At 30.5% G+C, this 25,180-nt stretch carries 24 protein-coding genes; 5 read left to right on the forward strand and 19 right to left on the reverse strand.

Features of this window, described 5'->3' with window-relative positions; translation table 11 throughout:
• Positions 1–40 precede the first annotated feature (40 nt).
• The 6 genes from coaBC to dapF all read right to left on the reverse strand — a co-directional run bounded on the left by coaBC (position 41) and on the right by dapF (position 4,219).
• Positions 41–1,246, reverse strand: a complete 1,206-nt coding sequence (gene coaBC / locus Q5I67_RS04855) for a bifunctional phosphopantothenoylcysteine decarboxylase/phosphopantothenate--cysteine ligase CoaBC (RefSeq protein WP_302486536.1) — start codon at positions 1,244–1,246, stop codon at positions 41–43.
• Between the two features lie 82 nt (positions 1,247–1,328).
• Positions 1,329–1,538 carry a DNA-directed RNA polymerase subunit omega gene (rpoZ, locus tag Q5I67_RS04860; RefSeq protein ID WP_296896586.1) on the reverse strand — a complete coding sequence of 70 codons (210 nt, stop codon included), beginning with the start codon at positions 1,536–1,538 and terminating at the stop codon, positions 1,329–1,331.
• A gap of 30 nt (positions 1,539–1,568) precedes the next feature.
• A complete protein-coding gene (gene gmk, locus Q5I67_RS04865; RefSeq protein ID WP_302486537.1) occupies positions 1,569–2,186 on the reverse strand; it encodes a guanylate kinase in 618 nt (205 codons plus the stop codon).
• Positions 2,176–2,451, reverse strand: a complete 276-nt coding sequence (locus Q5I67_RS04870; RefSeq protein WP_296896582.1) for a DUF370 domain-containing protein — start codon at positions 2,449–2,451, stop codon at positions 2,176–2,178. Before Q5I67_RS04870 ends, gmk begins: the two co-directional genes overlap by 11 nt.
• Before the next feature lie 13 nt (positions 2,452–2,464).
• Positions 2,465–3,361 carry a YicC/YloC family endoribonuclease gene (locus Q5I67_RS04875; RefSeq protein WP_302486538.1) on the reverse strand — a complete coding sequence of 299 codons (897 nt, stop codon included), beginning with the start codon at positions 3,359–3,361 and terminating at the stop codon, positions 2,465–2,467.
• Between the two features lie 27 nt (positions 3,362–3,388).
• Positions 3,389–4,219, reverse strand: coding sequence for a diaminopimelate epimerase (dapF, locus tag Q5I67_RS04880; RefSeq protein WP_302486539.1), 831 nt, complete (start codon positions 4,217–4,219; stop codon positions 3,389–3,391).
• 307 nt (positions 4,220–4,526) lie between these two features.
• Here dapF and Q5I67_RS04885 point away from each other — a divergent pair, with 307 nt between their 5' ends.
• Complete coding sequence (locus Q5I67_RS04885; protein ID WP_302486617.1) at positions 4,527–6,299, forward strand: NFACT family protein; 1,773 nt, start codon at positions 4,527–4,529, stop codon at positions 6,297–6,299.
• 166 nt (positions 6,300–6,465) lie between these two features.
• On the opposite strand, the gene pckA is transcribed toward Q5I67_RS04885, so the two are convergent.
• The gene (pckA, locus tag Q5I67_RS04890) at positions 6,466–8,043 is read right to left on the reverse strand and encodes a phosphoenolpyruvate carboxykinase (ATP) (RefSeq protein WP_302486540.1); all 1,578 of its coding nucleotides are present in this window, start codon (positions 8,041–8,043) and stop codon (positions 6,466–6,468) included.
• Positions 8,044–8,322: 279 nt separating this feature from the next.
• Here pckA and Q5I67_RS04895 point away from each other — a divergent pair, with 279 nt between their 5' ends.
• Complete coding sequence (locus Q5I67_RS04895; RefSeq protein WP_296899409.1) at positions 8,323–9,198, forward strand: LysR family transcriptional regulator; 876 nt, start codon at positions 8,323–8,325, stop codon at positions 9,196–9,198.
• Between the two features lie 124 nt (positions 9,199–9,322).
• Here Q5I67_RS04895 and tnpA read toward each other — a convergent pair whose 3' ends face one another.
• The 3 genes from tnpA to Q5I67_RS04910 form a co-directional block, all read right to left on the reverse strand.
• On the reverse strand, positions 9,323–9,772 hold the full coding sequence (tnpA, locus tag Q5I67_RS04900) for an IS200/IS605 family transposase (protein WP_302486046.1): 450 nt from the start codon (positions 9,770–9,772) through the stop codon (positions 9,323–9,325).
• A gap of 189 nt (positions 9,773–9,961) precedes the next feature.
• Positions 9,962–11,119 carry a toxic anion resistance protein gene (locus Q5I67_RS04905; RefSeq protein WP_302486541.1) on the reverse strand — a complete coding sequence of 386 codons (1,158 nt, stop codon included), beginning with the start codon at positions 11,117–11,119 and terminating at the stop codon, positions 9,962–9,964.
• 5 nt (positions 11,120–11,124) lie between these two features.
• Positions 11,125–12,093: a 5-bromo-4-chloroindolyl phosphate hydrolysis family protein gene (locus Q5I67_RS04910; RefSeq protein ID WP_302486542.1), complete on the reverse strand. Its 969-nt coding sequence runs from the start codon at positions 12,091–12,093 to the stop codon at positions 11,125–11,127.
• 195 nt (positions 12,094–12,288) lie between these two features.
• On the opposite strand from Q5I67_RS04910, the gene Q5I67_RS04915 reads away from it, so the two are divergent.
• Complete coding sequence (locus tag Q5I67_RS04915; RefSeq protein WP_302486543.1) at positions 12,289–12,780, forward strand: HD domain-containing protein; 492 nt, start codon at positions 12,289–12,291, stop codon at positions 12,778–12,780.
• Between the two features lie 200 nt (positions 12,781–12,980).
• Here Q5I67_RS04915 and Q5I67_RS04920 read toward each other — a convergent pair whose 3' ends face one another.
• From Q5I67_RS04920 to uraA, 3 genes are all read right to left on the reverse strand, one after another.
• Positions 12,981–13,241, reverse strand: coding sequence for a Txe/YoeB family addiction module toxin (locus tag Q5I67_RS04920; protein WP_227152947.1), 261 nt, complete (start codon positions 13,239–13,241; stop codon positions 12,981–12,983).
• Complete coding sequence (locus Q5I67_RS04925; RefSeq protein ID WP_302486544.1) at positions 13,242–13,490, reverse strand: type II toxin-antitoxin system Phd/YefM family antitoxin; 249 nt, start codon at positions 13,488–13,490, stop codon at positions 13,242–13,244. It abuts the gene before it with no gap.
• A gap of 332 nt (positions 13,491–13,822) precedes the next feature.
• Positions 13,823–15,094: a uracil permease gene (uraA, locus tag Q5I67_RS04930; RefSeq protein WP_302486545.1), complete on the reverse strand. Its 1,272-nt coding sequence runs from the start codon at positions 15,092–15,094 to the stop codon at positions 13,823–13,825.
• A gap of 201 nt (positions 15,095–15,295) precedes the next feature.
• Between uraA and Q5I67_RS04935 the strand changes: the two genes are divergently transcribed.
• The gene (locus tag Q5I67_RS04935; RefSeq protein ID WP_008537708.1) at positions 15,296–15,769 is read left to right on the forward strand and encodes a nucleoside deaminase; all 474 of its coding nucleotides are present in this window, start codon (positions 15,296–15,298) and stop codon (positions 15,767–15,769) included.
• Positions 15,770–15,838: 69 nt separating this feature from the next.
• On the opposite strand, the gene ftsY is transcribed toward Q5I67_RS04935, so the two are convergent.
• From ftsY to trpS, 5 genes are all read right to left on the reverse strand, one after another.
• Positions 15,839–16,765: a signal recognition particle-docking protein FtsY gene (gene ftsY, locus Q5I67_RS04940; protein ID WP_204921701.1), complete on the reverse strand. Its 927-nt coding sequence runs from the start codon at positions 16,763–16,765 to the stop codon at positions 15,839–15,841.
• Between the two features lie 3 nt (positions 16,766–16,768).
• Entirely contained in the window at positions 16,769–20,338 is a 3,570-nt protein-coding gene (smc, locus tag Q5I67_RS04945) for a chromosome segregation protein SMC (RefSeq protein WP_302486546.1), read from the reverse strand.
• A 36-nt stretch (positions 20,339–20,374) separates the two neighbouring features.
• Positions 20,375–21,418 (reverse strand): HlyD family secretion protein, encoded by a 1,044-nt coding sequence (locus Q5I67_RS04950; protein WP_296898259.1) that lies wholly within the window; start codon positions 21,416–21,418, stop codon positions 20,375–20,377.
• 163 nt (positions 21,419–21,581) lie between these two features.
• On the reverse strand, positions 21,582–22,229 hold the full coding sequence (locus Q5I67_RS04955) for an HAD family hydrolase (protein WP_302486547.1): 648 nt from the start codon (positions 22,227–22,229) through the stop codon (positions 21,582–21,584).
• Positions 22,230–22,359: 130 nt separating this feature from the next.
• Positions 22,360–23,448, reverse strand: coding sequence for a tryptophan--tRNA ligase (gene trpS / locus Q5I67_RS04960; RefSeq protein ID WP_302486548.1), 1,089 nt, complete (start codon positions 23,446–23,448; stop codon positions 22,360–22,362).
• A gap of 188 nt (positions 23,449–23,636) precedes the next feature.
• Here trpS and Q5I67_RS04965 point away from each other — a divergent pair, with 188 nt between their 5' ends.
• Positions 23,637–24,281: a lactate utilization protein gene (locus Q5I67_RS04965; protein WP_302486549.1), complete on the forward strand. Its 645-nt coding sequence runs from the start codon at positions 23,637–23,639 to the stop codon at positions 24,279–24,281.
• A gap of 32 nt (positions 24,282–24,313) precedes the next feature.
• Here Q5I67_RS04965 and Q5I67_RS04970 read toward each other — a convergent pair whose 3' ends face one another.
• Positions 24,314–25,180: a DMT family transporter gene (locus Q5I67_RS04970; RefSeq protein WP_296895934.1), complete on the reverse strand. Its 867-nt coding sequence runs from the start codon at positions 25,178–25,180 to the stop codon at positions 24,314–24,316.

The following is a 25,180-nucleotide window of genomic DNA, read 5'->3' on the forward strand; positions in this document are numbered from 1 at the left end:
AAACTCCTACTAGCTTCAAAACTAATAGGAGTCTTTTATTTTATTTATTCATCTTTTCTTCAATTGTATCTAAAATTAATTTAGCTAATTCTGATTTTTGCATAAGTGGAGCTTGTTTTATTTCACCATCACGTGTGATGATTTTAGCTATATTAGTATCTACATTAAAACCAGCACCAGCTTGACTCACATCATTTGCCACAATCATATCAAGATTTTTACGTTGTAACTTACCTCTAGCATACTCTTCAACATTTTGAGTTTCCGCTGCAAAACCAACTAAATACTGCTTATCTGATTTCTTTTCACCTAATCCTTTTAAAATATCTGGATTTTTCACAAGTTCAATAGTCATAACTTCGTCAGATTTTTTTATTTTTTGACTAGCTACTTCTTTTACACGATAATCAGAAACTGCTGCTGACATTATAGTAACATCACAATCTGCAAAATGTTCTTCAATATGCTGTTGCATTTCTCTTGCAGACTCTACTTTTATTAATTTCACATTTTCAGGTGCTTCAATATTTGTAATACCAGAAACAAGAATTACTTCAGCACCTCTATTAGCTGCTTCTGTAGCAATAGCATAACCCATTTTCCCACTAGAACGATTACTGATATAGCGAACAGGATCGATAGGTTCTCTTGTCCCTGCTGCACTTACAATTATTTTTTTACCTTTTAAAGATTGCTTATTTTGTTTTTCAACATAATCTTTTATAGTTTCCACTAAAGTAGCAGGTTCAGGGAGTCTACCTATGCCATTCACGCCACAAGCCAAATGACCACTTGCCGGTTCAATAATATGATAATTATACTCACGAAGAGTATTTATATTTTTCTGTGTTATCGGGTTCTGATACATATTACTATTCATTGCAGGAGCCACAAAAACAGGAGCTTTAGTCGCCATAATCACAGTAGATAACATATCATCTGCAATACCATTTGCTATTTTGCCAATAATATTTGCTGTTGCTGGTGCGATTAAAACTAAATCTGCTAAATTGGCAAGAGCAATATGTTCCACATTCCAATTTGTAACCTTATCCCACATAGAAACATTTACAGGATTTCCACTGATTTCTTGAAATGTAAGTGGTGTAACAAAATTTGTAGCTTCTTTTGTCATCACTACATGTACATTAGCACCTAATTTTCTAAGTCTACTAGCTACATCTACGACTTTATAAACTGCAATACCACCACAAACTGCTAATAAGATATTTTTGTCTTTCAGCATAATAAACCTCTTATATAAAAATATTAATATTGACTTTCTAATTAGCAAAAAAGGCAAGTATTAGCTTGCCTTTTCTTTTAGATTAAATGCTTTTTTTCACACGTGAAAAAGTGATTTTATCTTCTGCTACTTCTTCTAAAGCATTTGTAACATCTTTATGAGATTGAAGTACGGATTTTACAGGAGAACCTGCCAAAATTTGTCTAGCTCTTTTTGCTGCTAAAACAACTAAAGTATACTTACTATCAACTTTTGGTAAAAGTTGGTCCATAGAAGGATGCACTATATCCATTATAAATCTCTCCTTTACAAATATTGTGCTTTAAACTTTTTCATTTTCAAGTTGAATAAGCTTATCTAAATTATTATACACTGCACAGCGTTCAGCTTCAATAATATGCACAATTTTATTTACAACATCACTGACAACTTCATTAGTGATGATGTAATCATAATTATTTCCACGTGGTATTTCTTCGATAGCAGCACTTAAACGACGTTTTATAGCCTCTTCTGTTTCTGTACCACGTCCACGAATGCGTTTTTCAAGTTCAGCAAGTGAAGGTGGCAATAAGAAAATAAAAGTACCTTCTTTTAAAAACATTTTTTGTACATTTAAAGCACCTTGTGTATCGATTTCAAGCAATACATCTTTGCCACTTTCCAATACTTCACGCACTTTATCTGCTGGAGTTCCATAATAATTCCCATAAACTTCAGCCCACTCTAACAAACGATTTTCTTCAATCATTTGCTGAAATTCTTCTTTAGATAAGAACCAATAATCTTTACCATTTACTTCTCCAGGTCTAGGTTTACGTGTTGTTGCTGAAATAGAAAATACAATTTCAGGATGTGCTTTTAATAATTCTTTACAAACAGTTCCTTTACCTGTACCAGATGGCCCAGAAATAACTATTAAATTCCCCTTATTCTTCATTTACTCTACCCTTTTCTTTTATAATATTCATATTTACTCTATTTGTTATTGTCTCTGGTTGTACAGCTGACAAAATAACAGTCGAATTATCCATGATTATTACTGAACGTGTACGTCGCCCATAAGTAGCATCAATTAAATTTTTTAGTTCTTTTGCTTCTTGAATTATACGTTTTATCGGTGCTGACTCAGGGCTTACAATCGCAACGATACGCTCCACAGCTATAATTGTACCATAACCAATATTAACTAATCTTGCTTGCATAATTCACCTTTAACTATTCAATATTTTGAATTTGTTCACGAATTTTTTCCAATTCGCCCTTTATTTCTACTACCAAATTGGCAATCTCAGCGTTATTAGCTTTAGAAGCCATTGTATTTGTTTCACGATTCATTTCCTGAACAATAAAATCCAGCTTACGACCAATATTACCTTCCATATCTAAGCTAGCTCTAAACTGTTGCAAATGACTTCCCATACGTACAATTTCTTCTGTAATATCCATTTTATCTGCCATAATAGCACATTCTTGAATTATTCTATTTTCATCAATATTTTGCTCACTCAATAAAGATTTAAGTGTTTCTATCAATTGATTTCGATAATTCACCAAACGTTCAGGAGCTACAACTTTTATTTTTTCTGTATATTTAGCAATAATATCTAAGCGACGAAGTAAATCTTTTTTTAGATTTTCCCCTTCAATAGATTTCATTTTGACAAATTCTTCTGTAGCTTGTTCTACAGTATTTATCAATAAAGGCTTTATTCCTTCTAAATCTAAGCTATCATCAGCTAAATTTATAATTCCCTGAAAATTTGCCAAATCCACTAAAGAAATATTCTTTAATTTTGCTTTTTTATCGATATTTTTAATAGTTGTATTGATTTCCTGTAAGCTCTTATAATAAGCAATCAACAAATCTTTGTCAATGGCTAACTTTTTATTTTCTTCATTATTATTTACAAAATTAATGTAAATATCTATTTTCCCACGAAGAGCATATTTATTTAAAGCTTCAATTATACTTGCCTCTAAAGCACGCAATGCACTTGGCATACGAATAGAAATATCGCGATATCTATTATTTACCGCCTTCATCTCTACCCCAATTTTATATATTCCATTATCAAAAGTTGCTGAGCCAAAGCCCGTCATACTTCTCGCCAAAAAAACTACCTCCCTAATTAAAATTTATTAATCAGACCATGTTGCTGTAAATACTTTTGTAGCTGGGCCTGTCATATAAATTCGATTATTATCAGCCCATTGTATAGTTAAAATACCGCCATCTAATTCCACTTGAGCAGTTCTTTGTGTCTTATTATTCAATACACAAGCAACTAATGTAGCACAAGAACCTGTACCACAAGCCCAAGTGATCCCAGCACCACGTTCCCAAACACGCATACGCACATATTTATCATTTTTTACTTCTACAAATTCTATATTTGTTTTCTTTGGAAATACCGGATTAGTTTCAAATTTAGGGCCAATTTTTTCAAGTTCTACATTATTAATATCATCAACAAAAACGATACAATGAGGATTTCCCATAGATACACATGTCATTTTATAAATTTGACCATCTACTGTGATATCTTCATTTACTACTTGATTATTGCCAAAACCAGCGACAGGAATTTTATCCCCTTCTAAAATAGGTTCACCCATATCCACATGAACAGTTCCATCATCCATGATTTCTGGAACAATTATACCTGCACCAGTTTCTACAGTGAATTTTTTCTTATCTGTAAGTTTAGCTTCTCTTACACATTTTGCAAAACAGCGAATACCATTACCACACATTTCTGCTTCACTGCCATCACTATTGATGATTTGCATTCGAAAATCCGCTACTTTAGATGGCAAAATAAAAATCACACCATCTGCACCTACACCAAAATGACGATCACATATTTTTTCTGCATTTGCAATTATTTCACTGATATCTTCATTATTAAATGCATTAACCAACACAAAATCATTTCCACAAGCTTGCCATTTAGAAAAATTAAATTCCATAATAAAAATCCTCCTTAAACACATCAAAAAATAATGTATTTATTTCTACAAATTTAAAATCTATTTAGGCTTATTATAAATAATAACAAAATCATAATAATAACTTATATTAATTCGCTATTAAATATCAACAATCCTGCTCATATTATTATAATTATTCATCTTTTTAAAGAAAATACTAATTAATGACAAAAAACTTGACAAAAACTGCTCAATTAACAATTTATCAAATAAATTCACCTGTGATATAATATTTTAGATATTAATTTCTTAAACCAAGAAATTAACGAAAGGAATGAATACTATTATGAGTTTAGATGGATTTTCTCTTAATCCTTTAATAAACGAACTAAATGATAAATTAGCAGGTGGCAGAATAGACAAAATCTGTCAACCTAATAAACAAGATATTTACCTCTACATTCGCCAACCAGGTCAAACATATATTTTATATTTATCCATAAATCCTCAAAATCCTATGGCAAATATTACTACATTTCAACCAGATAATCCACCTGAACCACCTGTCTTTTGCATGGTATTACGTAAACAACTAGAAGGTGGTCGCATTGCCTCTATTTCTCAATATGGTTTAGACCGCATGATCCTAATAGATATAGATACCCTAGGACCAAAGAGTCTTATCATCACCAAAACTCTAATTGCCGAACTTATGGGGAAATACAGTAACTTAATTTTAATGCAAGATGGTACTATCATCGAAGCGTTTCGCCGTGTTGGTGAAAATAATAACCGTGTACGCACAGTCTTACCAGGTCAAAATTATGAAGTTCCGCCTGTTCAAGATAAAATAAATATTTTAACCACTGATACAACTTCATTTATCAACCGCTTAAAAACATATCAAGAAGCTAATCTATATCAGGCAATTATCGCCAGTGGTTTAGGATTTGGCCCCATAACAGCCAAAGAAATCATTTTTTTAGCAGGATTTAGTAGTGATTTACTAATAAAAGATATGGATGAAATAGATTTTTCTTCTTTAACTAATATCATAAATGAATTTAAAAACATCTATCAAGAAAAAAATTTTTCACCGACATTAGTTTTAGATAAAAAACGTAAAATAAAAGCTATGGCTCCATTTGCCTTGCATATTTTTAATGAAAAAGACTTTTCACTTAAAACATATACAGATATCAATGCTCTATTAGAAGACTCTAAAAACTACACTAATAGTTATTATAATTTACCAGAAAAAGATTTTTATCGCAAAACAATTCATAATGAAATTAATCGTTTAACTAAAAAAGAAAAAATACTATTAGAAGAATTAGCCAAAGCACAAAAAGCTGAAAAATATAAAATAAAAGCTGATAACTTAATGACTTATCAATATCAATTTAAAGACCATCAAGATAAAGAGATCACTGTAACTAATATCTATGATGAAAATTATGCACCTATAACTATTGCATTGGATACAAAATTAACTATAATTCAAAATATGCAAGCTTATTATAAAAAATATGATAAATTAAAACGCTCTACGCAAATGTTAGAAATCCAAATAAAACGTTGTCGAAAAGATAGAGAATATGCTCTAACTATAGAAACTGCTATAGATGCTTGTACTACTATAGCCGATATTGAAGATATCAAAGCAGAAATGATTAAAGCTGGATTTTTACCACCTGAAAATAAGAAAAAAGCCTCTATCGCTCCTTCTAAACCATTTAAATTTGCTTTACCTAACGGAATGTTTTTATTTGTTGGCAAAAATAATTATCAAAACGACAAATTAACTTTTAAAACAGCTCATAGCGATGATATCTGGCTACATACAAAAGATATACCAGGCTCTCATGTCATCATTGATACTAGAGGAGATGAAGTAGATGAAGATACTTTGCTTTTAGCTGCACAAATAGCAGGATATTTCAGTAAAGCCCGTGGCTCTTCAAAAATTCCAGTCGATTATGTAGAATGTAGATATGTAAAAAAACCTTCTGGAGCAAAACCAGGTTTTGTAATATTTACAAATAATAAAACTTTATATGTAACACCTGACGAAGATGAAATCATGCCAATTATCAATAAAGATTTAAATAAAAAATAAATATAAAAAGAAAAGACTACCATAATCACAATTGGTAGTCTTTTCTTCAGCTAAAATTTGTTACCATAAATTTGGGTACTTGTTACCATTTTGTTATCCAAAATTTAAACCTACTCAAAAAAATTAAATCTATTTTAAAATTTTTCCTTATAAAATAAGGCTTTTTTTACTCTTCAAGTCTAGGTCCAGCATTTAAAATTTCATCGGGCATTTCACCTGCAAAACGTTTAACATTTTCAGCGAACAATCTTACTAATTTTTCAGCCTGATTTTTATATGCTTTCTTATCGATCCAAGTATTTTCTGGATTCAATACTTCACTTGGTACACCTGGGCAACTATCTGGAATATTTAACTGGAAGTATTCATGTTTTGTCCAAGTAACATCATCTAATTTACCATCTAAAGCAGCAGAAATCATCGCTCTAGTATATTTCAATTCCATACGTTTACCTACACCATATGGACCGCCAGTCCAGCCTGTATTAACAAGATATACACTAGTATTATATTGATTAATTTTTTCACCCAATAATCTAGCATATTGTAATGGTGGTAATGGGAAGAATGGTTCACCAAAACCAATAGAGAATGTTGCCTGTGGTTCTGTAATACCACGTTCAGTACCAGCGACTTTACTTGTATAACCAGACAAGAAATGATACATTGCCTGTTCTTTTGTAAGTTTAGCAATAGGAGGTAATACACCAAAAGCATCTGCTGTTAAGAAAATGATTGCATTTGGATGACCTGCCATACTTGGTACAATAGCATTTGGAATATTTTCAATTGGATAAGCTGTACGTGCATTTTGTGTAAATCTAGCATCAAAGAAATCAGGTTCACGAGTATATGGATTTATATATACATTTTCCAAAACTGTTCCATATTGAATAGCATTATAAATTTCTGGTTCACTTTCAGGTGTAATTTTAATAGTTTTAGCATAACATCCACCTTCAATATTAAAGATACCATGTTCGCTCCAACCATGTTCATCATCACCAATTAAAGAACGATTAGGATCAGCAGACAATGTTGTTTTACCTGTTCCACTTAAACCAAAGAACAATGCAGAATTACCATCTTTACCAACATTTGCCGAACAATGCATAGATAATACTCCGCGTTGTGGAAGGATAAAGTTCATTACTGAGAAAATAGCTTTTTTCATTTCACCAGCATAAGCACCGCCACCGATCAATACCATTTTTTTACTGAAATTAACAATAATAAATGTTTCAGAATGTGTACCATCTTCGATTGGATTTGCTTTTACACTTGGCATACAAATAAGTGTAAATTCTGCAGGTGTAGTGAGTTTAGTTTTTGGTCTAATAAATAACTGTTTTAAAAATAGATGATGCCATGCGTGTTCATTAATACATTTAATTTGCAATTTATATGCTGGATCTGCACCAACTAAAGCATCCGTTACAAAAAGTTGATGATCTTTTGCATATTCTTTCATTTTATCATAAAGACGATTAAACGTATTTTCCGAACATGGTTGATTTGTATTTGACCAATGGATTAAATCATGAATATCTGGAGTATCAACAATAAATCTATCTTTAGGAGAACGACCTGTATGCTTACCTGTAGTTACACAAATAGCACCTTTATCAGATAAACGTCCCTCATGATTTCTAACAGCTTCTTCAAGTAACTCTGGAATTGTTGCATCATAAGTAATTCTTCTTGCAACTGATAAAAAGTCCTGGCTAGAATAGTTGTTCATCATTGTAATCAACCTCACTTTTATTTATGTTTATTTGTCATAAAATTTATTACCTAAAATTACTATATGAATATATATTTCTCCAAAAAATTCACTATTCCTCCCAAAATTTTTAAAAAATTTTTTATATTTTAACATAAAAGCAATATAATAGATAAAACTTATGGTAAAAAACATTTATAATAAATAAAATATTGGATATATCCTATTTTTATGCTATAATATCTATATGTTGATTAATAAAATTTATTATACATAAGCTAATTACTACAGGAGGATTATATGGAACTTAAACAACTAGAATACTTTCAAATGACTAGCCGTTTGAAAAATATTACTAGAGCGGCTAAACGGCTTTCTGTTTCTCAGCCAAACATCACTGTTGCTATAAAAAAATTAGAAGCAGAACTTGGTATACAACTTTTTGAACGTAGTCAAAAACAATTATCTCTTACACCAGAAGGGGCTGTATTTTTAAATCGTATTGAATTAGCTTTGCGTAATATTCAAGATGCTGTCTTAGAAGTTAATGATTATAAACAACTTCAAAAAGGTACTATTAAAATTGGTATACCTTCTATGATTGGAGCATATTTATTTCCTAAAATTTTTTCTGGTTTCAAAAAAAGATTTTCTCACTTAGATATTTATCTCTATGAAAAAGGTTCTATGTCCATTCGTGAATCATTAGAACGTGATGAATTAGACTTTGGTATTGTCATCATTTCTAATGCTTCTCCAAGCTTACAATTATTACCTATGTCTACAAATCAAGTTGTTGCTTGCGTTCCAGAAGAACATCCTTTGGCTCAAAAAGATTCACTTTCATGGAGTGATGTAAGCAATATTGATTTAATCATGTTAAAAGAAGGTTCTTTCATCCGCAATTTAATTCAACAAAAATTTAAAGCTCATAATATTCAGCCTAATGTTGTTCTTGAATCCAATCAAATAGAAACAATTAAAGGCCTGATATCCAGTAACGTTGGTATGGCATTTCTTTTAGATTTTGTTGTTCAAGATACACCACATATAAAAACTTTACCTATTGAAGAACCTATCTTTGTTGAAGTTGGCCTTGCTTGGAAAAAAGATCGTTATATATCTAAAGCAGCTCAATCATTTATTAACTTTTGTCAAGATACCTTAAATAAATAACTCATATAAAGTCAGTACCACACGTAAAACGTGTGGCTTGCACAAGCCTATAAGGCTTTTAACAATAGCCAGCGCCTAAATGACGCTGGCTTTCTCTTCGTTCAAGCCATTGTGCACTGATTACTTAACAATCCCTAAAGGGATCATTTAATTCTTTTGTGCTTATTTTATCCATCATTTTATCATACGTATCTTGTTCTCTTATATATTTCGCTATTGTTGCTTCATTTAGTCCTACTGTCGATACATAATATCTTGTTGACCAAAAATTATTGTTTCCAAATTTATATTTTAAATTTCCATGTCTTGCAAATATCATCATTGCACTTTTTCCTTTTAAATACCCCATAAAATTTGATATACTCATTTTTGGTGGTATCTTAACCAAAATATGAATATGATCCGGCATAGCTTTCCCTTCTATTATCTCTATGCCTTTCCACTTACATAAATCTTTTATTATTTGTACAATATCTCTACGCAATTTATTATATATAATTTTTCTTCTATATTTTGGGGTAAATACTATATGATACTTGCACATCCATCTTGTATGTGCTAAACTTCTTTCCATAGAAATTCTCCTCTCTTTAATAATGACTTGAACACTTATTATTTTAATAGAGGAGAATTTCTATTTCTATAAGAAACTTATTAACCACTCGTAAAACGAGTGGTTTTTTGTTTCGCACGCTCTGCGTACTCAACTAACTAAAGTACATAATAAAAAGGATAATCCAATTGCGGATTATCCTTTTTATTCTTAACGATGAGCTAATAATGTCTGCTTTAATTTATCTTCGATCTGTACAAGTTCTGCTTCTGCTAATTTACGACGTTCACGTCCATCTTTTTGAAGTTTTATAGTTTCTTCAATTGTAGAGATTAAATCTTCATTCACTTTTTTTACAGTTTCTATATCTACAATTCCACGTTCTGTTTCACGTGCTGTTTCTATCGTATTTTGTTTCAACATTTCAGCATTGCGTCGCAATAATTCGTTCGTTGTATCAGTTACCTCTCGTTGCATTTGTAAAACTTTTTGTTGTCTAGATAAACCAAGTGCAATCACAATCTGACTTTTCCACAATGGGATTGTATTATATATAGCACTTTGCACTTTGTCAACTAAAACTTTATCATTGTTTTGGATAAGACGTATCTGAGGTGCCGTCTGTATAGCTATTGTTTTACTTAATTTTAAATCATGAACTTTCTTTTCAAAACGACTAACAGCATTTTCAAAATCACTGACAACCTGAACTGCCATTTGATTTTGCGAATTTGCAGCTTCCATACGCAATTTAGGAATAGTATGCTGTTGCAATTCCAAAATCTTTTCTTCACCTGCTTTAATATATAATTGTAACTCCTTAAAATACTCTAAATTTCTCTGATACATAGTATCAAACATTACAATATCTTTCATCATGCTCATACGAGCTTTATCTAACTCACCTTGTATCTTATCAATTTGCACAGATAATTTATCGTATTCAGCCATCATACTTTTAGCACTGCCTACTAATGAACCAAGAATAGGTATTTTCTTTATAAATCCTCCATTATTTTTACCGGCAATATCAAACCCTTTTACCTTTACCACTAGATTGCTAAGTAAATCTCCAACATAACCACTGTCTTTACTACGAATATTATTTAAAATATTATCCGAGAATTCAGCTATATTTCTCTGAGCATTTATACCATATTGTACTGAAGTTTGAGCATTCGTCAAATCTATATTTTCTTTTATTTCATCTATACGTTTTCTATCTTCTGGTGAAATTAGCTCTGTTTGCTTTGTAACTTGTTCAATTTCTTCTTTTTTTGTCATTACTTGCCAATCTTTGCCATTAGCATCATTATTAGTAGTTTGTGTTTTTGCTTTAATCAAATCATCTAAACTAATATCTGGCATAATCTTCACCCTCTATTCATATTATCTAAAAATTTATGATAAAAATCATCTTTATCCATAAACAAATATCTTATACCTTCTATAAAGCCAGCAATAAAAGGTATTCCTGTCCATGAAAATAATAAATAAAAAATTCCCATAAATGTTTTACCCAAATAAAATTTATGTGCGCCAAAACCGCCAAATAAAATTCCTAGACCTCCAGCGATTAATTTTTTACGTAAAACTTCATCACTATCAAAAAATTTTTCTGGTAAATTTTTTAATTTCCAACGCATTTTTTTCATTGGTCTATTGCACATATTATTTTTACGTCTATAACTAAAACCTGAATTTACTTCTTTATCATAATCATCATGTTTTTTTACATCAAAACCATCTGCTTTAATAGTATTTTCCATGACCTTTAATTCAGCATCCATATCCATCAATTGATCATTTATTAATTTCTCAAATTGTTCTGTATAAGCATTGCTTAATCCAAATAAAGTGCTTTTTGTTCTTTCCTTTATATCATTTACATTCTCTGTATTCAATTGTGTATTTTCTATTTCTACATATTTTTCAATTAAACCAGCTACAGTATCTTGATAGTAATCTATAAATCTTCTAGCTAAAGAGATTTTTTCTGGATGCTTTTGCAAATATCTCAAAATATTTGATGAAACTTTTTGCATCTCTTGCAACTGCATCTTTAATTCACTATCTTTTATATATTTTAAAGAACCTTTTATATAGTTATAATCTTCCAATGCTTTTTGATAACTTTCTTGTAATAATTTACTATTTTCGCTATCATCCAAATCTAAACTGATTTGTTTCTTCTTATTTGGTTTAAATGTCAAAAAAACACCTACACCCAAAGCAACCGCTCCAATAAAATTTACAAGACCGCTAAAATGGGTTATCATATCAAATCCAATAAAAGCCAAAATTGTTGTTATTATTGCTAAAAATATAATAAAACTAAACATAATTTTTATTCTCCTATATCTATTATAATAATTAAATTCTAATAAACTCATTTAAAATCCTGCACTACAAAAATAATTATACAAAATTTATACTGATTATGCTTGCATATCATATTAAAATTATATTAAAATAAAATTAAAATTTTTCTTAATTTCTATTTTCTGAAACAAAACTATACTTAGGAGGCTTTTATTATGACAAATATAAATAATGTATTAATAGAAATGATCAATTATTATCAGGGCGACCCTAAACGCATTCAACATTTTCTTAAAGTACATAGCTTTGCAAAATTCATAGCTGAGCAAGAAAACTTACCTTCAGATAAATTATATATTTTAGAAATCGCTGGTTTGATGCACGATATCGGCATAAAAATTGCTGAACAAAAATACAACAGTAGCAATGGCAAATATCAAGAATTAGAAGGCCCTGCTCCTGCTAGAGAAATACTTGAAAAACTTCGCGTAGATGCCAATGTAATCGATAGAGTATGTTTTTTAATTGCTCACCATCATACCTATAATAACATTGATAATATAGATTATCAAATATTAGTAGAAGCAGATTTCTTAGTAAATCTTTATGAGGATAATTGTCCAAAACAAGCTGTAGAAAATGCATTAAATAGAATTTTTAAAACAAAGACAGGCATTAATTTATGTAAAACTATTTTCGATGTATAATTTTCTTTAAGTAGCATAATAGTAAACATTTTATATAATAGAATTTTTCAATAAATATCACAAAGAAAAAAATATACCCAATCATATAAACGATAAACCCAATCCATGTATAGATAGTTATTTTCTCTTTGAAAAAAATGAAATAATCTACGATCTCAATTTATAAAACAACAAAACCGTTGGTATTCTTACCAACGGTTTTATTCATAATGCGTCCACATACGAATTATACGTATAATTTTTTCATCTTCTAATACTTCATATACTAATCTATGCTGAATATTAATTCTTCTAGAATAATATCCCATTAGATCTCCTAACAGTTTTTCATATGGTGGTGGATTTTGAAAAGGATCTTCCTTTATTAAGTCAATTAATAATTTAGCTTTTTTATCTAATCCACTTGCTTTTAGCTTTGGAATGTCTTTTAATGCTTTTTTATAATATTCTATCTTATACAATTACCATTCAACCTCATCTTCTGAAACAAAATCTTCATTAGATGCTGCTTTAGCTTTTAATAAATCTTCTCTTACATTAGGTATAGAAGATAAATACATTGTTTCCATAAGATTTTTATAATCATCCGCACTAATTAATACCACATCGCCATCTTTAGTATTAATTGTTGCTACTTGATTATATTTAGCAACTTGTTCTAAAGTATTATAAAGATTCTTTCTAAAATTTGAAGCATTAGCTGTAATCATTATAATCACCTCAAATATAGTATATCGTACTTATTAACGTACGTCAAAATATATTTAAAACTAAAACGATTATAATATATAACATATTGAATTATATTTTCAAAAATTAAAGCTAAAATATACATCTGAACTATATAGTTTAAGTAATAATTTTATTAATAAATATATAAATACTAACAATTAAAAAGAGAAAATATATTCATTGTAATTTGGGCACAAAATGGACACAACCCTATGTGAATTTAAGTCAAAATAAAGTTTTTTTAGTCATTTATGGGCACAATTATAAAAATAAAAACTCATGGGTTACCCATGAGTTTTTATCTCTAATTTTACTCTTTATTAGCTATACCTAATTTGCCAAAAACATAGAAAGAAAGGCTTAAAATCATGCCACAGACAACTGCAAGGCCCATACCTTTTAATTGTACAGGACCGATATTTACAGCAGCTCCACTAAGACCACTTATCATAGTTACGGCAGTAAGTATCATATTTTTCGTACTAGTATAATCAACTTTCTTCTCTATGAGCATACGTATACCAGAACAAGCAATAACACCAAATAACAATACAGAAATACCGCCCATTACTGGTACTGGAATAGCATGAATAATCGCAGCAATTTTACCAATAAAAGAGAAAAGAATAGCAAAAACAGCAGCTCCACCGATTACCCATACACTATAAACACGAGTGATAGCCATAACGCCCATATTTTCACCATAAGTAGTATTAGGAGTTGAGCCTACAAAACCAGATAAAACATTAGAAACACCATCAGCAAATAAAGAACGATTAAGACCTGGATCTTTTATTAAATCTCTATCTACAATACTACTTGTAACAACGACATGCCCAATATGTTCAGCAAAAACTACAAACAATGCAGGCATGATAATCATAATAGCATGAATATTAAAAGTTGGTTCATAAAAAGTTGGTACTTGTACCCAACTAGCAGCTTCTACACCAGACCAATCTACAATACCCAAACAAAAAGCCATGATATATCCTGCAATTACTCCAATTAATACAGGAATTACACTTAAAAATCCTCTACCAATTACAGAAGCTAAAATTGCCACAGCTAATGTAAATACAGAAGTAATCATTGCAAGCTCATTTGGAATTCCTTGAGATTGCATAGTATCACTTACAAAACCTGACATATCCAAAGCAAGTGGTGCAAGTTCAAGACCAATTACAGCAACGACCGCACCCATTGCAGCTGGTGGTAAGATAATATCAATCCAAGCTGTACCTAATTTGCCTACAACAAAAGATAAAATAATAAAAGATAAACCAAACGCTATAAATCCACCTTGAGCATCGCCATAGCTAAGTCCATTCGTAGCAAGTACTGCTAAAACTGGAGAAATAAATGCAAAACTAGAACCTAAATAAGCAGGTAATTTCCCTTTACAAATGATTAAATACAAAATTGTACCTATACCATTCATAAATAAAGCAGTTGCTGGATTTACATGAAGTAAAAAAGGAACTAACACTGTAGAACCAAACATAGCAAACAAATGTTGTAAACTAAGTGGAATTCCTTGCAACAAAGGCACTTTTTCTTCTACATCATAAAATTTTTTCATTTTGTCCTCGCTTTCATAAAAATATATAAAATTCCTTAGTTATTTTATCATAAGAAATCATATCAATCTATTTAAAAATAAAAATATCTTTCCAAAACCAAAAGTTTATTGCACATTCAGAGCTTTTAATTTATATTTATATAGGCAAAAATAAAAACATTATTTTTTCCTATATATTTTATTATGAATAGGAGATTTTTTATGACTAAAGAAGAATTTATGCTTATTGCAACTCAAGAAGCTGATAGTAATTTAACAACTAATGAAGGTGGCCCTTTCGGTGCAGTTATTGTAAAAGATGGCAAAATCGTAGGTCGCGGTCATAATCGCGTACTTATAAAACATGATCCAACTTGTCATGCTGAAGTTGAAGCTATTCGTGATGCTTGTCAAAATTTAGGTACTCATGATTTAACAGGTTGTGAACTCTATACATCTTGCTATCCATGTCCAATGTGCCTTTCTGCTACTATTTGGGCAAACATTAAAAAAGTTTATTATGGAAACACAGCTAAAGATGCTGATAAAATTGGTTTTAGAGATGATTTCATCTACAACTATATTGAAGGAAAATGCCAAGATATCTCCGTTTTAGATTTAGAACAATTTGGTAGAGATATTACTATAAAATCCTTTGATAACTTTGCACAAAAAACAGACAAAACAATTTACTAAAAACAAAGAGGATAAGTTTTATACTTATCCTCTTTTTATTATCATCAAATAGACAATTATTTAATTATATTATTCTTCTACTTTTTGATTAAACAAAGCCGCTGCAAAATCATTAGCTATAAATGGTCGCAAATCGTCCATTCCTTCACCTACGCCAATCCATTTTACTGGCATACTAAGCTCAGATTTTAAGCCAATTACTACACCGCCTTTAGCAGTACCATCTAATTTAGTCAATACCAATCCAGAAATAGGAGCTGATTTTGTGAACAATTCTGCTTGGCTAATTGCATTTTGTCCTGTTGTAGCGTCTAATACTAATAATGTTTCATGTGGAGCTTCTGCTATTTCACGTTTAATAACTCTTTGAATTTTATTTAATTCTGTCATTAAATTAGCTTTATTATGCAAACGTCCTGCTGTATCAATGATGAGTATATCCACTTTTCTTGCAATAGCAGCTTTCACAGCATCAAATACTACTGCTGCTGGATCTGAACCTTCTTCATGTTTAATCACAGGAACATTTACTCTTTGACCCCAAATTTCTAATTGGTCAATAGCCGCTGCACGGAAAGTATCTGCTGCTGCAAACATGACATTTTTGCCTTGTTCTTTATAATATCTACCTAATTTACCAATAGTTGTAGTTTTACCTACACCGTTTACACCAATTACTAAAATTACTGTAGGCCCAGATTTAGCGATATTTGTTTCATCAGAACCTTCATTTAACATCTCTGTAATACGTTTAATCAAGAATGGTTTTAAATCTTCAGGAGAGTTAATCTGTTTTTTCTTAATACCAGCACGAACATCGTCCATTAATTGTAAAGAAGTTTTTACCCCTACATCAGCTTGGATTAAAGCATCTTCTAATTCATCTAATAAATCATCATCAATATCAGCATAACCAATAATTACTTTTTCAATTTTCTCTGTTAAAGATTTACGTGTTTTTGTAAGACCTTCTTTTAATTTACTAAAAAATCCCATCTTTTAACCTCTTTCCTCAAAATCTTCTAAACGAACAGATATCAACTTGGATACACCAGCATCTTCAATAGTTACACCATACATAACATCAGCAGACTCCATTGTTCCCTTACGATGTGTTACTAAAATAAATTGAGTGCGTTTAGCATAATCTTTTAAAAACTTCGCAAAACGTTTGACATTTGCTTCATCTAATGGAGCATCAATTTCATCTAATACGCTAAATGGTGCAGGATTATAAGTGAAAAATGCAAACAGTAACGCTATAACTGTAAGCGTTCTTTCCCCACCTGATAATACAGCTAGACTCTGTGGTTTTTTATCTGGTGGTTCTACTTCAATTTCAATACCTGAACTTAAGATATCTTCTTTATTTGTTAAAATTAACTTTGCATTGCCACCGCCAAACAAACGTTTAAAAATATCATTAAAATATACTTTTATTTTATCAAAAGCCAAGCCAAATTGTGTAGACATTGTTTTATCAATCTGTTCAATGATTTTCGTTAAATCTTCTTTAGCCTTGACTAAATCTTCAATTTGTTTACTCATAAAGCTATAACGTTCATTTAATGTTTCATATTCGTTGATAGCATTTGGATTTACAGGACCAATTTCTTTTAATTCTTTATCTAATTTCTTTAATTTAGATTTCAGCTCATTTTCATCAAGTTCTAAACGATGATTTAAAGCTTCTTGTGGAGTCAATTCATATTCTTCTTGCATACTTTGCAAGCATTGCTTAATTTCAGTTTCTAATTTAGCTACACTTACTTCACATTTATGAATTTTATCCTTGATAACGCCTACCTTGCTTGCAATTTTAGCTCGTTCTTCGTCCATATCAGACAATTCACTTCGCATACCTAATTGTCTTTTATATAAAGTATCGTATTCTTCTTTACCATCAGTTTTTAACTTTTCCAAATTAGCTACAGATTCTTCTAATTGTTTTAATTCAGCTAAACTATCATCAATGACTTTTTGTAATCCAGCCATTTCTTTATCACTATCAGCTAAAAATGCCTTAAATCTTTCTGCCTGTCCTGTCAGCAAATTCAATTTATCATTATAGCGAATGACTTCTTGTCTTGCTTCTGTACAGCTAATCTGTTTTTGCATTACCTTTTGTTGACGAATTTTTGAATCATGTTTCAATACTTCAATTTCATTGTAAATATCTTCATAAAGATTTTGTTTTTCATCAACTTGAGCTTCCATTTGAGCAATTTTAGCTGTTTGCTTTTCAATATCTGCCTCAATAGCCGTTTTTTTCACGATTAAAGCAGATATACGATTATCTATAGCTTTTAAGATATTTTCTTGATTTACAAACCAATTTTCTAATTGCTTAAATTCTACTTTTTTCTGTGCTAATAATAACGATAATTCTTGCCAATCTTTTTGCAAACGATTGATATTTTCTGCCAAAGCCACGCGTTTTGCTTCATCATCTTCATATTTATTTTTCGCATCACGCAATACTTTACGTTCACTAGCTAGATAATCTTTTAATTCTAATAACTCACCTTTACGATGTAAATAACCTGCTTCCCTACTTTGGTTACTACCACCAGCAATAGCACCGCCAGGTTGCAATAATTCACCTTCTAAAGTTACGATACGCAAACGATAATCATACAACTTCGCCAACTTTAAAGCATTATCCACATCATCAACTACTAAAATTCTACCTAATAGAGATTGAGTTATCACTTTATATTCTTCATCAATATTTACAAGTTCATCTGCATAAGCGATAAAACCATGTTTACCCGGTTCAATTTCAGTGCGTTTATTTTTATGTGGCTGAACAGTAGTAAGTGGCATAAAAGTTACGCGACCAAATTTATTTTCTTTCAAATAATTAATTGCTGATTTCGCCGTATCCGTGTCTTTAGTAACTACATTTTGCATAGCCGAGCCAAGAGCTACTTCAATGGCTGTGATAAAAGGATCTTCTACCTTTATCAATTCAGCTACAGCACCACAAATGCCCTTTTGCCATGATTTATCTGCTTTTAAAACTCTTTTTACTGCTTTGCCAAAACCTTCATATGATGCTTGCATTTCCTGGAAAAATTTTACTTTTTCCTCTGCCATACGCACATTTTGACGAGTTTCATTAATAAATTCTGTAGCCTCTTTACATACTTTTACAAGTTCATCTAAATTGCCTTGTTGAGAATTTATACTATCTTGTTTTAATTGAACTTTCTTGCTAAAATTATCAATTTCTACCTGTAATAACTCCTTAGCTGTATTCTTTTCAATCTTTTCATTGATAGCATTTTTATGAGCACTATGTTGATTTTCAATATTTGCTTCTATATCAGACATATCTCGCTTTAATAATAATAATACCTTATTTTGTTCTTCTATCTGCTTGCGTTTCTCATTATCTTGCTCTTGCTTTAATTTAATTTCTTCTTCTTTCGCTTTAATATCATTTTCTACTTTTTGTACACTTGAATTTTCCTCTTGCAAGGCAAGTTCTAGCTTATCTGCAGTATTATTAGCAATTTGAGCTTTTCTTTTCAGTTCTTCTCCATCAGCTAAAGATATTTTTAATTCTTCTTTTGTCTGATTTTGTCTTTCTTCCAAACGCTGTTGAGACTGACAACTCTGTCGTATACGTTCTTGTAATAAAGTAGCTTGATTGCGACTGCGTTCTATTTCTTCATGGATTTTTTGATTATTTTCACCAAGTAATTTTATTTTCTGTTCTAATTTATTTATCTCACTTTTTTTAGCGATTTTTTCACTTTCAGAAACAGAAACTGTAGCCTCTAATGAAGCTCTTTCTTGTTCATAACCTTTTATCTCTAAATCTAATTTATTATTTTCGGCTGAAAGATTTTCATATTTATACAAAATTTGCGTGAGTCTACAATCTTTATATTCCTTGTCAATAACATTATATCTTTTCGTCTTTTCAGCTTGTTCTTTTAATGGTTCTAACTGTTTTTCAATCTCACTCACAATATCATTTAAACGTACAACATTTGCCTGTGTATTATCTAATTTACGTACAGCTTCTCGTTTTCGTTCACGATATTTAGTAATTCCCGCACATTCTTCAAAGAAATATCTTCGCTCTTCTGGCTTTGTATTTAAAACTTCATCTACTTTATTCTGACTAATCACACTTATAGAATTTTTACCCAATCCTGTATCGGCAAATAAATTATAAATATCCTTTAAACGACATTTTGTCTTATTGATTAAAAATTCACTTTCACCAGAACGAAATATACGCCTCGTAATCATTACTTCCTGAAAATCTATCGGCAATTTACCATCACTATTATCAAAAGTAACTGATACTTCTGCTGCCCCAAGCGGTCTTCTTGTGGAGCTACCTGTGAAAATAATATCTTCTGCCTTATTTCCACGTAAATTACGTACATTTTGTTCCCCTAAAACCCAACGAATGGCATCTGTAATATTACTCTTACCACTTCCATTAGGCCCTACAATTGCTGTTATCCCCTCATCAAATTCTACTTCTAATTTATCTGCAAATGACTTAAATCCATAAGCTTCCAATCGCTTTAACAGCAAAATTTTCACCGTCCATTATCATTATCTTTTCTTATTTCATTAATATTATCTATCTATCGTTATTTGAACTATTGCATCTGTACCAGGTAAAATTTTATCTTTTAATTCATCAGGAAAAGAAATTTTTGCAGCAGTTGTTAAATTTTTATTTTCTTCATCTTCACTATCTTGATGTGTTACCTCTAAAACAGTACCAGTCAAATCCATGCCATCAATGGAATAATGTACAAATTGCCCTTGATGTACTTTTGCATACTGTTCTTCTGTAAGTGGTGCTTCAATCCATAAATTTTTAGTATTACCTACATTGATAAATACATCACCCTGCTTTAATTCATCGCCTTGTTTAAAATCTGTTAAATATATAATGCCACTAACTGGTGCTGTAATATCTGCATAATTATCATCTGATTGTGCTTGATCCAAAGCTGCCTTTGCCTGATTTAATTGAATTTGTGCCGTAGCTAATGCTTCAGATAACTCTTTCGATGGAGCAGATGTAGTTGGTGCACTTGATTGTTGTTGCACAACCTGTGGTGTACTTGCCGCAGCTAAAGCACTCTGTGCTGCTGCATATTCAGATTGAGCTTCAGCATATTGTGTTGCACTTACTGCACCTATAGAATACAATTTATCCATTTTTTGTTTATTTGCAGCTGCCGCATCTAATCTAGCTTGAGCTGCTGCCACATCACCTGTAGAAACAGTAGTACTTGTAACTGCTGGCTGACTTACTACCATAGATGCTTTTACCTGTTGTTCCAAATTATCATAATTTGCTTTTGCCTCATCATATGCTTTTTGTAAAGCTTCAATTTGTTCAGGTGTTACAACAACTTTCATCTTAGCGATGACTTGCCCAGCTTCAACTTTATCACCATCATTTACCAAAAGTTCTGTCAATGTGCCATCATTTTGAGCTACTACCATGACTTTAGCACTTGTAAGTTTTGCGTCATTAATATTAATAATTCCTTTTCCTTGATTCCACTTATAAACACCAAAAATAGCTACAACAGCAATAAGTAAAATCACAGGAATACTATACACTATAAATGGCTTTATCTTTTTTGTAATATCTTTTTCCATGATAATACCTTCATCCTTTCCAATAAAAAAATCCTTTCTCATCTAATATATATTTAAATGAGAAAGGCTGTATATATCTTACAGCTAGTATAAAAATACCACAAAAAAATAATTTATACAAGAAAATAGCCCATTTCTAATCAAATTATAAACAAATAATAATTTATTTTATTAAACTTGTTAAATACTGTTTTACATCCTCAATAGAATGACAAATAGCATCTGGTTTTTTAGCTTTTACAGCCTCTTCTTCTATTCTTGTTCCATATAGTGCAGAGGCTATTTTTATGCCAACCTGTCTTGCTGCATCAATATCAGTTGGAGCATCACCTACATAAATAACTTCATCTTTAGATAATTTATATTCATCTATAACTTCTTGCATCATCTGTGGCTTTATACCACCTATTATAGAACCTGTTTTTACTTTATCAAAAAGATTTTCCATGTGATATTGTTTCAAAGATATCTCGCAAGTCTTTGCTCCCTTTCCTGTGGCCAAAATCACTATGATATTTTTACTTTTTAAATAATTTATTAAATCTAATACTCCCTCAAATGGTCTTGGAGATATTTCTTTATGTAATCTTGCATAAGCTTCATACAATCGTTCACATGCTTCATCATAATATTTTTTATCTACAAATTTTAATACACTACCTTCTTCTATAGGTCCGAAAGTAGATGCTATTTCATCATCAGATAATGTTTTATCCATAAAAGGACTAACAGCTTCTCTTATCGACTCAATAACTAATTTTAAAGTATCTCCTATAGTTCCATCAAAATCAAAAATAACTGCTTTTAACATAAGCTTGCTGAATAATCAGCATTCACCTCTTTAATATATTTTTTAATTAATTATCCAATAAACTAACTATAAATTCAATAATAAAAGAAATAGCCCTCTAGAAAAATCTAAAGAACTATTTCCTTAATAATTAGTCTTTATATTTATCGATTTGTTGATTTAATAATTCAACATCATCAAAATAATTTATTTTCATAGCATCTTTTACTTCATGTAATGTCTGTTGAGCTACTTCACGAGCTACTTCAGAACCTTCTTTTAAAATCTGATATACATAAGCAATATCTTTTTGATATTCTTTACGACGATTTCTAATTGGTTCAAATTCTTCTTGTAATACAGCATTCAAGAATTTTTTAACTTTAACATCACCAAGACCACCACGTTGATAGTGTGCTTTTAATTCATCTAAATTATTATAATCAGGTAGATATTTAGCAAAATGTTCATCTTTGCAGAATGCATCTAAATAAATAAATACTGTATTACCTTCTATTTTACCTGGATCAGAAACTTTAATATGATCAGGATCAGTATACATACTCATTACTTTTTGTTTAATAACATCTGGTTCATCAGATAAATAAATACAGTTTCCTAAAGATTTACTCATTTTTGCTTTTCCATCAATACCAGGAAGACGTAAACAAGCTTTATTATCTGGAAGTAAAATATCTGGTTCTACTAAAGTTTCTGTATTGTATAACATATTAAAACGACGAACAATTTCTCTTGTCTGTTCAATCATTGGTTCTTGGTCTTCACCAACTGGCACAGTTGTTGCCTTAAAAGCTGTAATATCAGAAGCCTGACTTACTGGATAAGCTAAAAAGCCAACAGGAATACTTGCTTCAAAATTACGCATTTGAATTTCAGATTTAACTGTAGGATTTCGCTGTAAACGAGATACAGTAACAAGATTCATATAATAACATGTCAATTCACAGAGCTGAGGAATTTGTGATTGCACAAAAATTGTAGATTTTTTAGGATCAATACCACAAGCTAAATAATCTAATGCTACTTCTAATACATTCTGACGAACTTTTTCTGGATTATCCGCATTATCTGTAAGTGCTTGAGCATCAGCAATCATAATGAAAATCTTTTCAAATTCTCCAGAGTTTTGCAATTCTACACGTCTTTTTAAAGAACCTACATAATGACCAATATGTAAACGACCAGTAGGTCTATCTCCTGTTAAAATAATTTTACCCATAACTAACCTCCGCAATCTATTACTAATAAACTTTATTATTAATATTTATATATTTAATATAATATAGATTTAAATCTCTTTTGTAAATATCAATTTAATTAAGTATCTATTTTATTCATCTTTATCTATGCTTAACATGGATATTCTGTATTATAATATAAATAAATATTCATATTGGAGATGATATTATGGCTAGAAATTTACCTCAACAATTACGTTATGACAAAATAGGTCCTAATGTAGTAAAAGCTTTAACTAAACGTCATTTTGAAGCTTATTACTGTAGCACAAAAGAAGAAGCTCTGGCTCAAGCAATTAAATTAATCCCTGAAAAAGATATAGTTTCATGGGGAGGCTCTATTTCTATTGATGAAATTAATTTATTATCCTATGTAAAAGAACATTATCAAGTAATTGACCGTGATAGTGCCAAATCACCTGAAGAACGACTTGATATCATGCGTAAAGCTCTACTTTGCGATACTTTTCTTATGAGTTCTAATGCTATCAGTGAAGATGGTCAATTAGTAAATATTGATGGTAACGGTAATCGTGTTGCTGCCATGATTTATGGACCTAAAAATGTAATCATAATAGCAGGCATGAATAAAGTTGTAAAAACGCTAGATGATGCTTATGCCCGTGCTAGAAATATAGCTGCTCCTAGCGTTGTACAGCGTTTTCCTAATGCTAAAACACCATGCAATCAGACTGGTGCTTGTCATGATTGCTTATCTAGTGATAGTTGCTGTGCTTATATGGTTACTACTCGTATTTGTCGTCCAGCGAAAAAAATAAAAGTTATTTTAGTAGGCGAAAATCTAGGTTTATAATAAAAAGCTCTCAGAAATTCTGAGAGCTTTCTTCATCTTTGTGATATGACTAAACCAACAATAGCTAATACCATACCAATTAATTTATATAAAGTTATTGGTTCATTTAATACTATATAAGCAGTGATTACTGTAACTACAGGACAAGCATATATATATACTGTTGTTTTCACTACACCTAGATACTTAGTAGCAAAATTCCATGTTAAAAAGCAAATAGCTGAAGCAAATATCCCCAAATATAACATATTTGCTAAGTTCACAGGTTCTAATAAATATATTAAATCAATATCAAAACCCATAAATATAACGGGCGGTATCATCAAAATAACACCATAAAGAAAAATTTCTCTAGTAACTACAATCATATCATATCTAAATGCACATATTTTTTTCAATACTACAGCATACACAGCCCATAAGATAGCAGCTCCTAAAGCTAAAATATCACCTTTAGGATTTATATTCAAACTACTTTCTTCAAGAGCAATAAAAATTATACCTATCATTGAAATTATAAAACCTAAGATGAACGGCCCTGTAATTGTATGTTTTCGTAAAGTAAAACTAGCTAAAATCGCTGCAAAAAAAGGAGCTGTTGTCGTAATAATACCTACATTTGAAGCATACGTATATGTCAATGCAATATTTTCCATTAAATAATACAGAGTAATCCCTGATAATGCTGCTATAACTAAATATAAACGATGTTCTTCATGTCTTAGTTTCAAAGGCTCAGGTCTAATTATATATAAAATACTAAGACCAATTATAAATCTTGTTAATAATATCTCAATTGGCGAAAAATCAACTAATAATATCTTAGTCGATATAAATGTTGTTCCCCAACAAATGATTGTAAATAATGCCAATAAATGACCTTTAATCATTGTCCCCAT

The organism is uncultured Megamonas sp., from assembly GCF_958438645.1.
Taxonomy (GTDB): Bacteria; Bacillota; Negativicutes; order Selenomonadales; family Selenomonadaceae; genus Megamonas.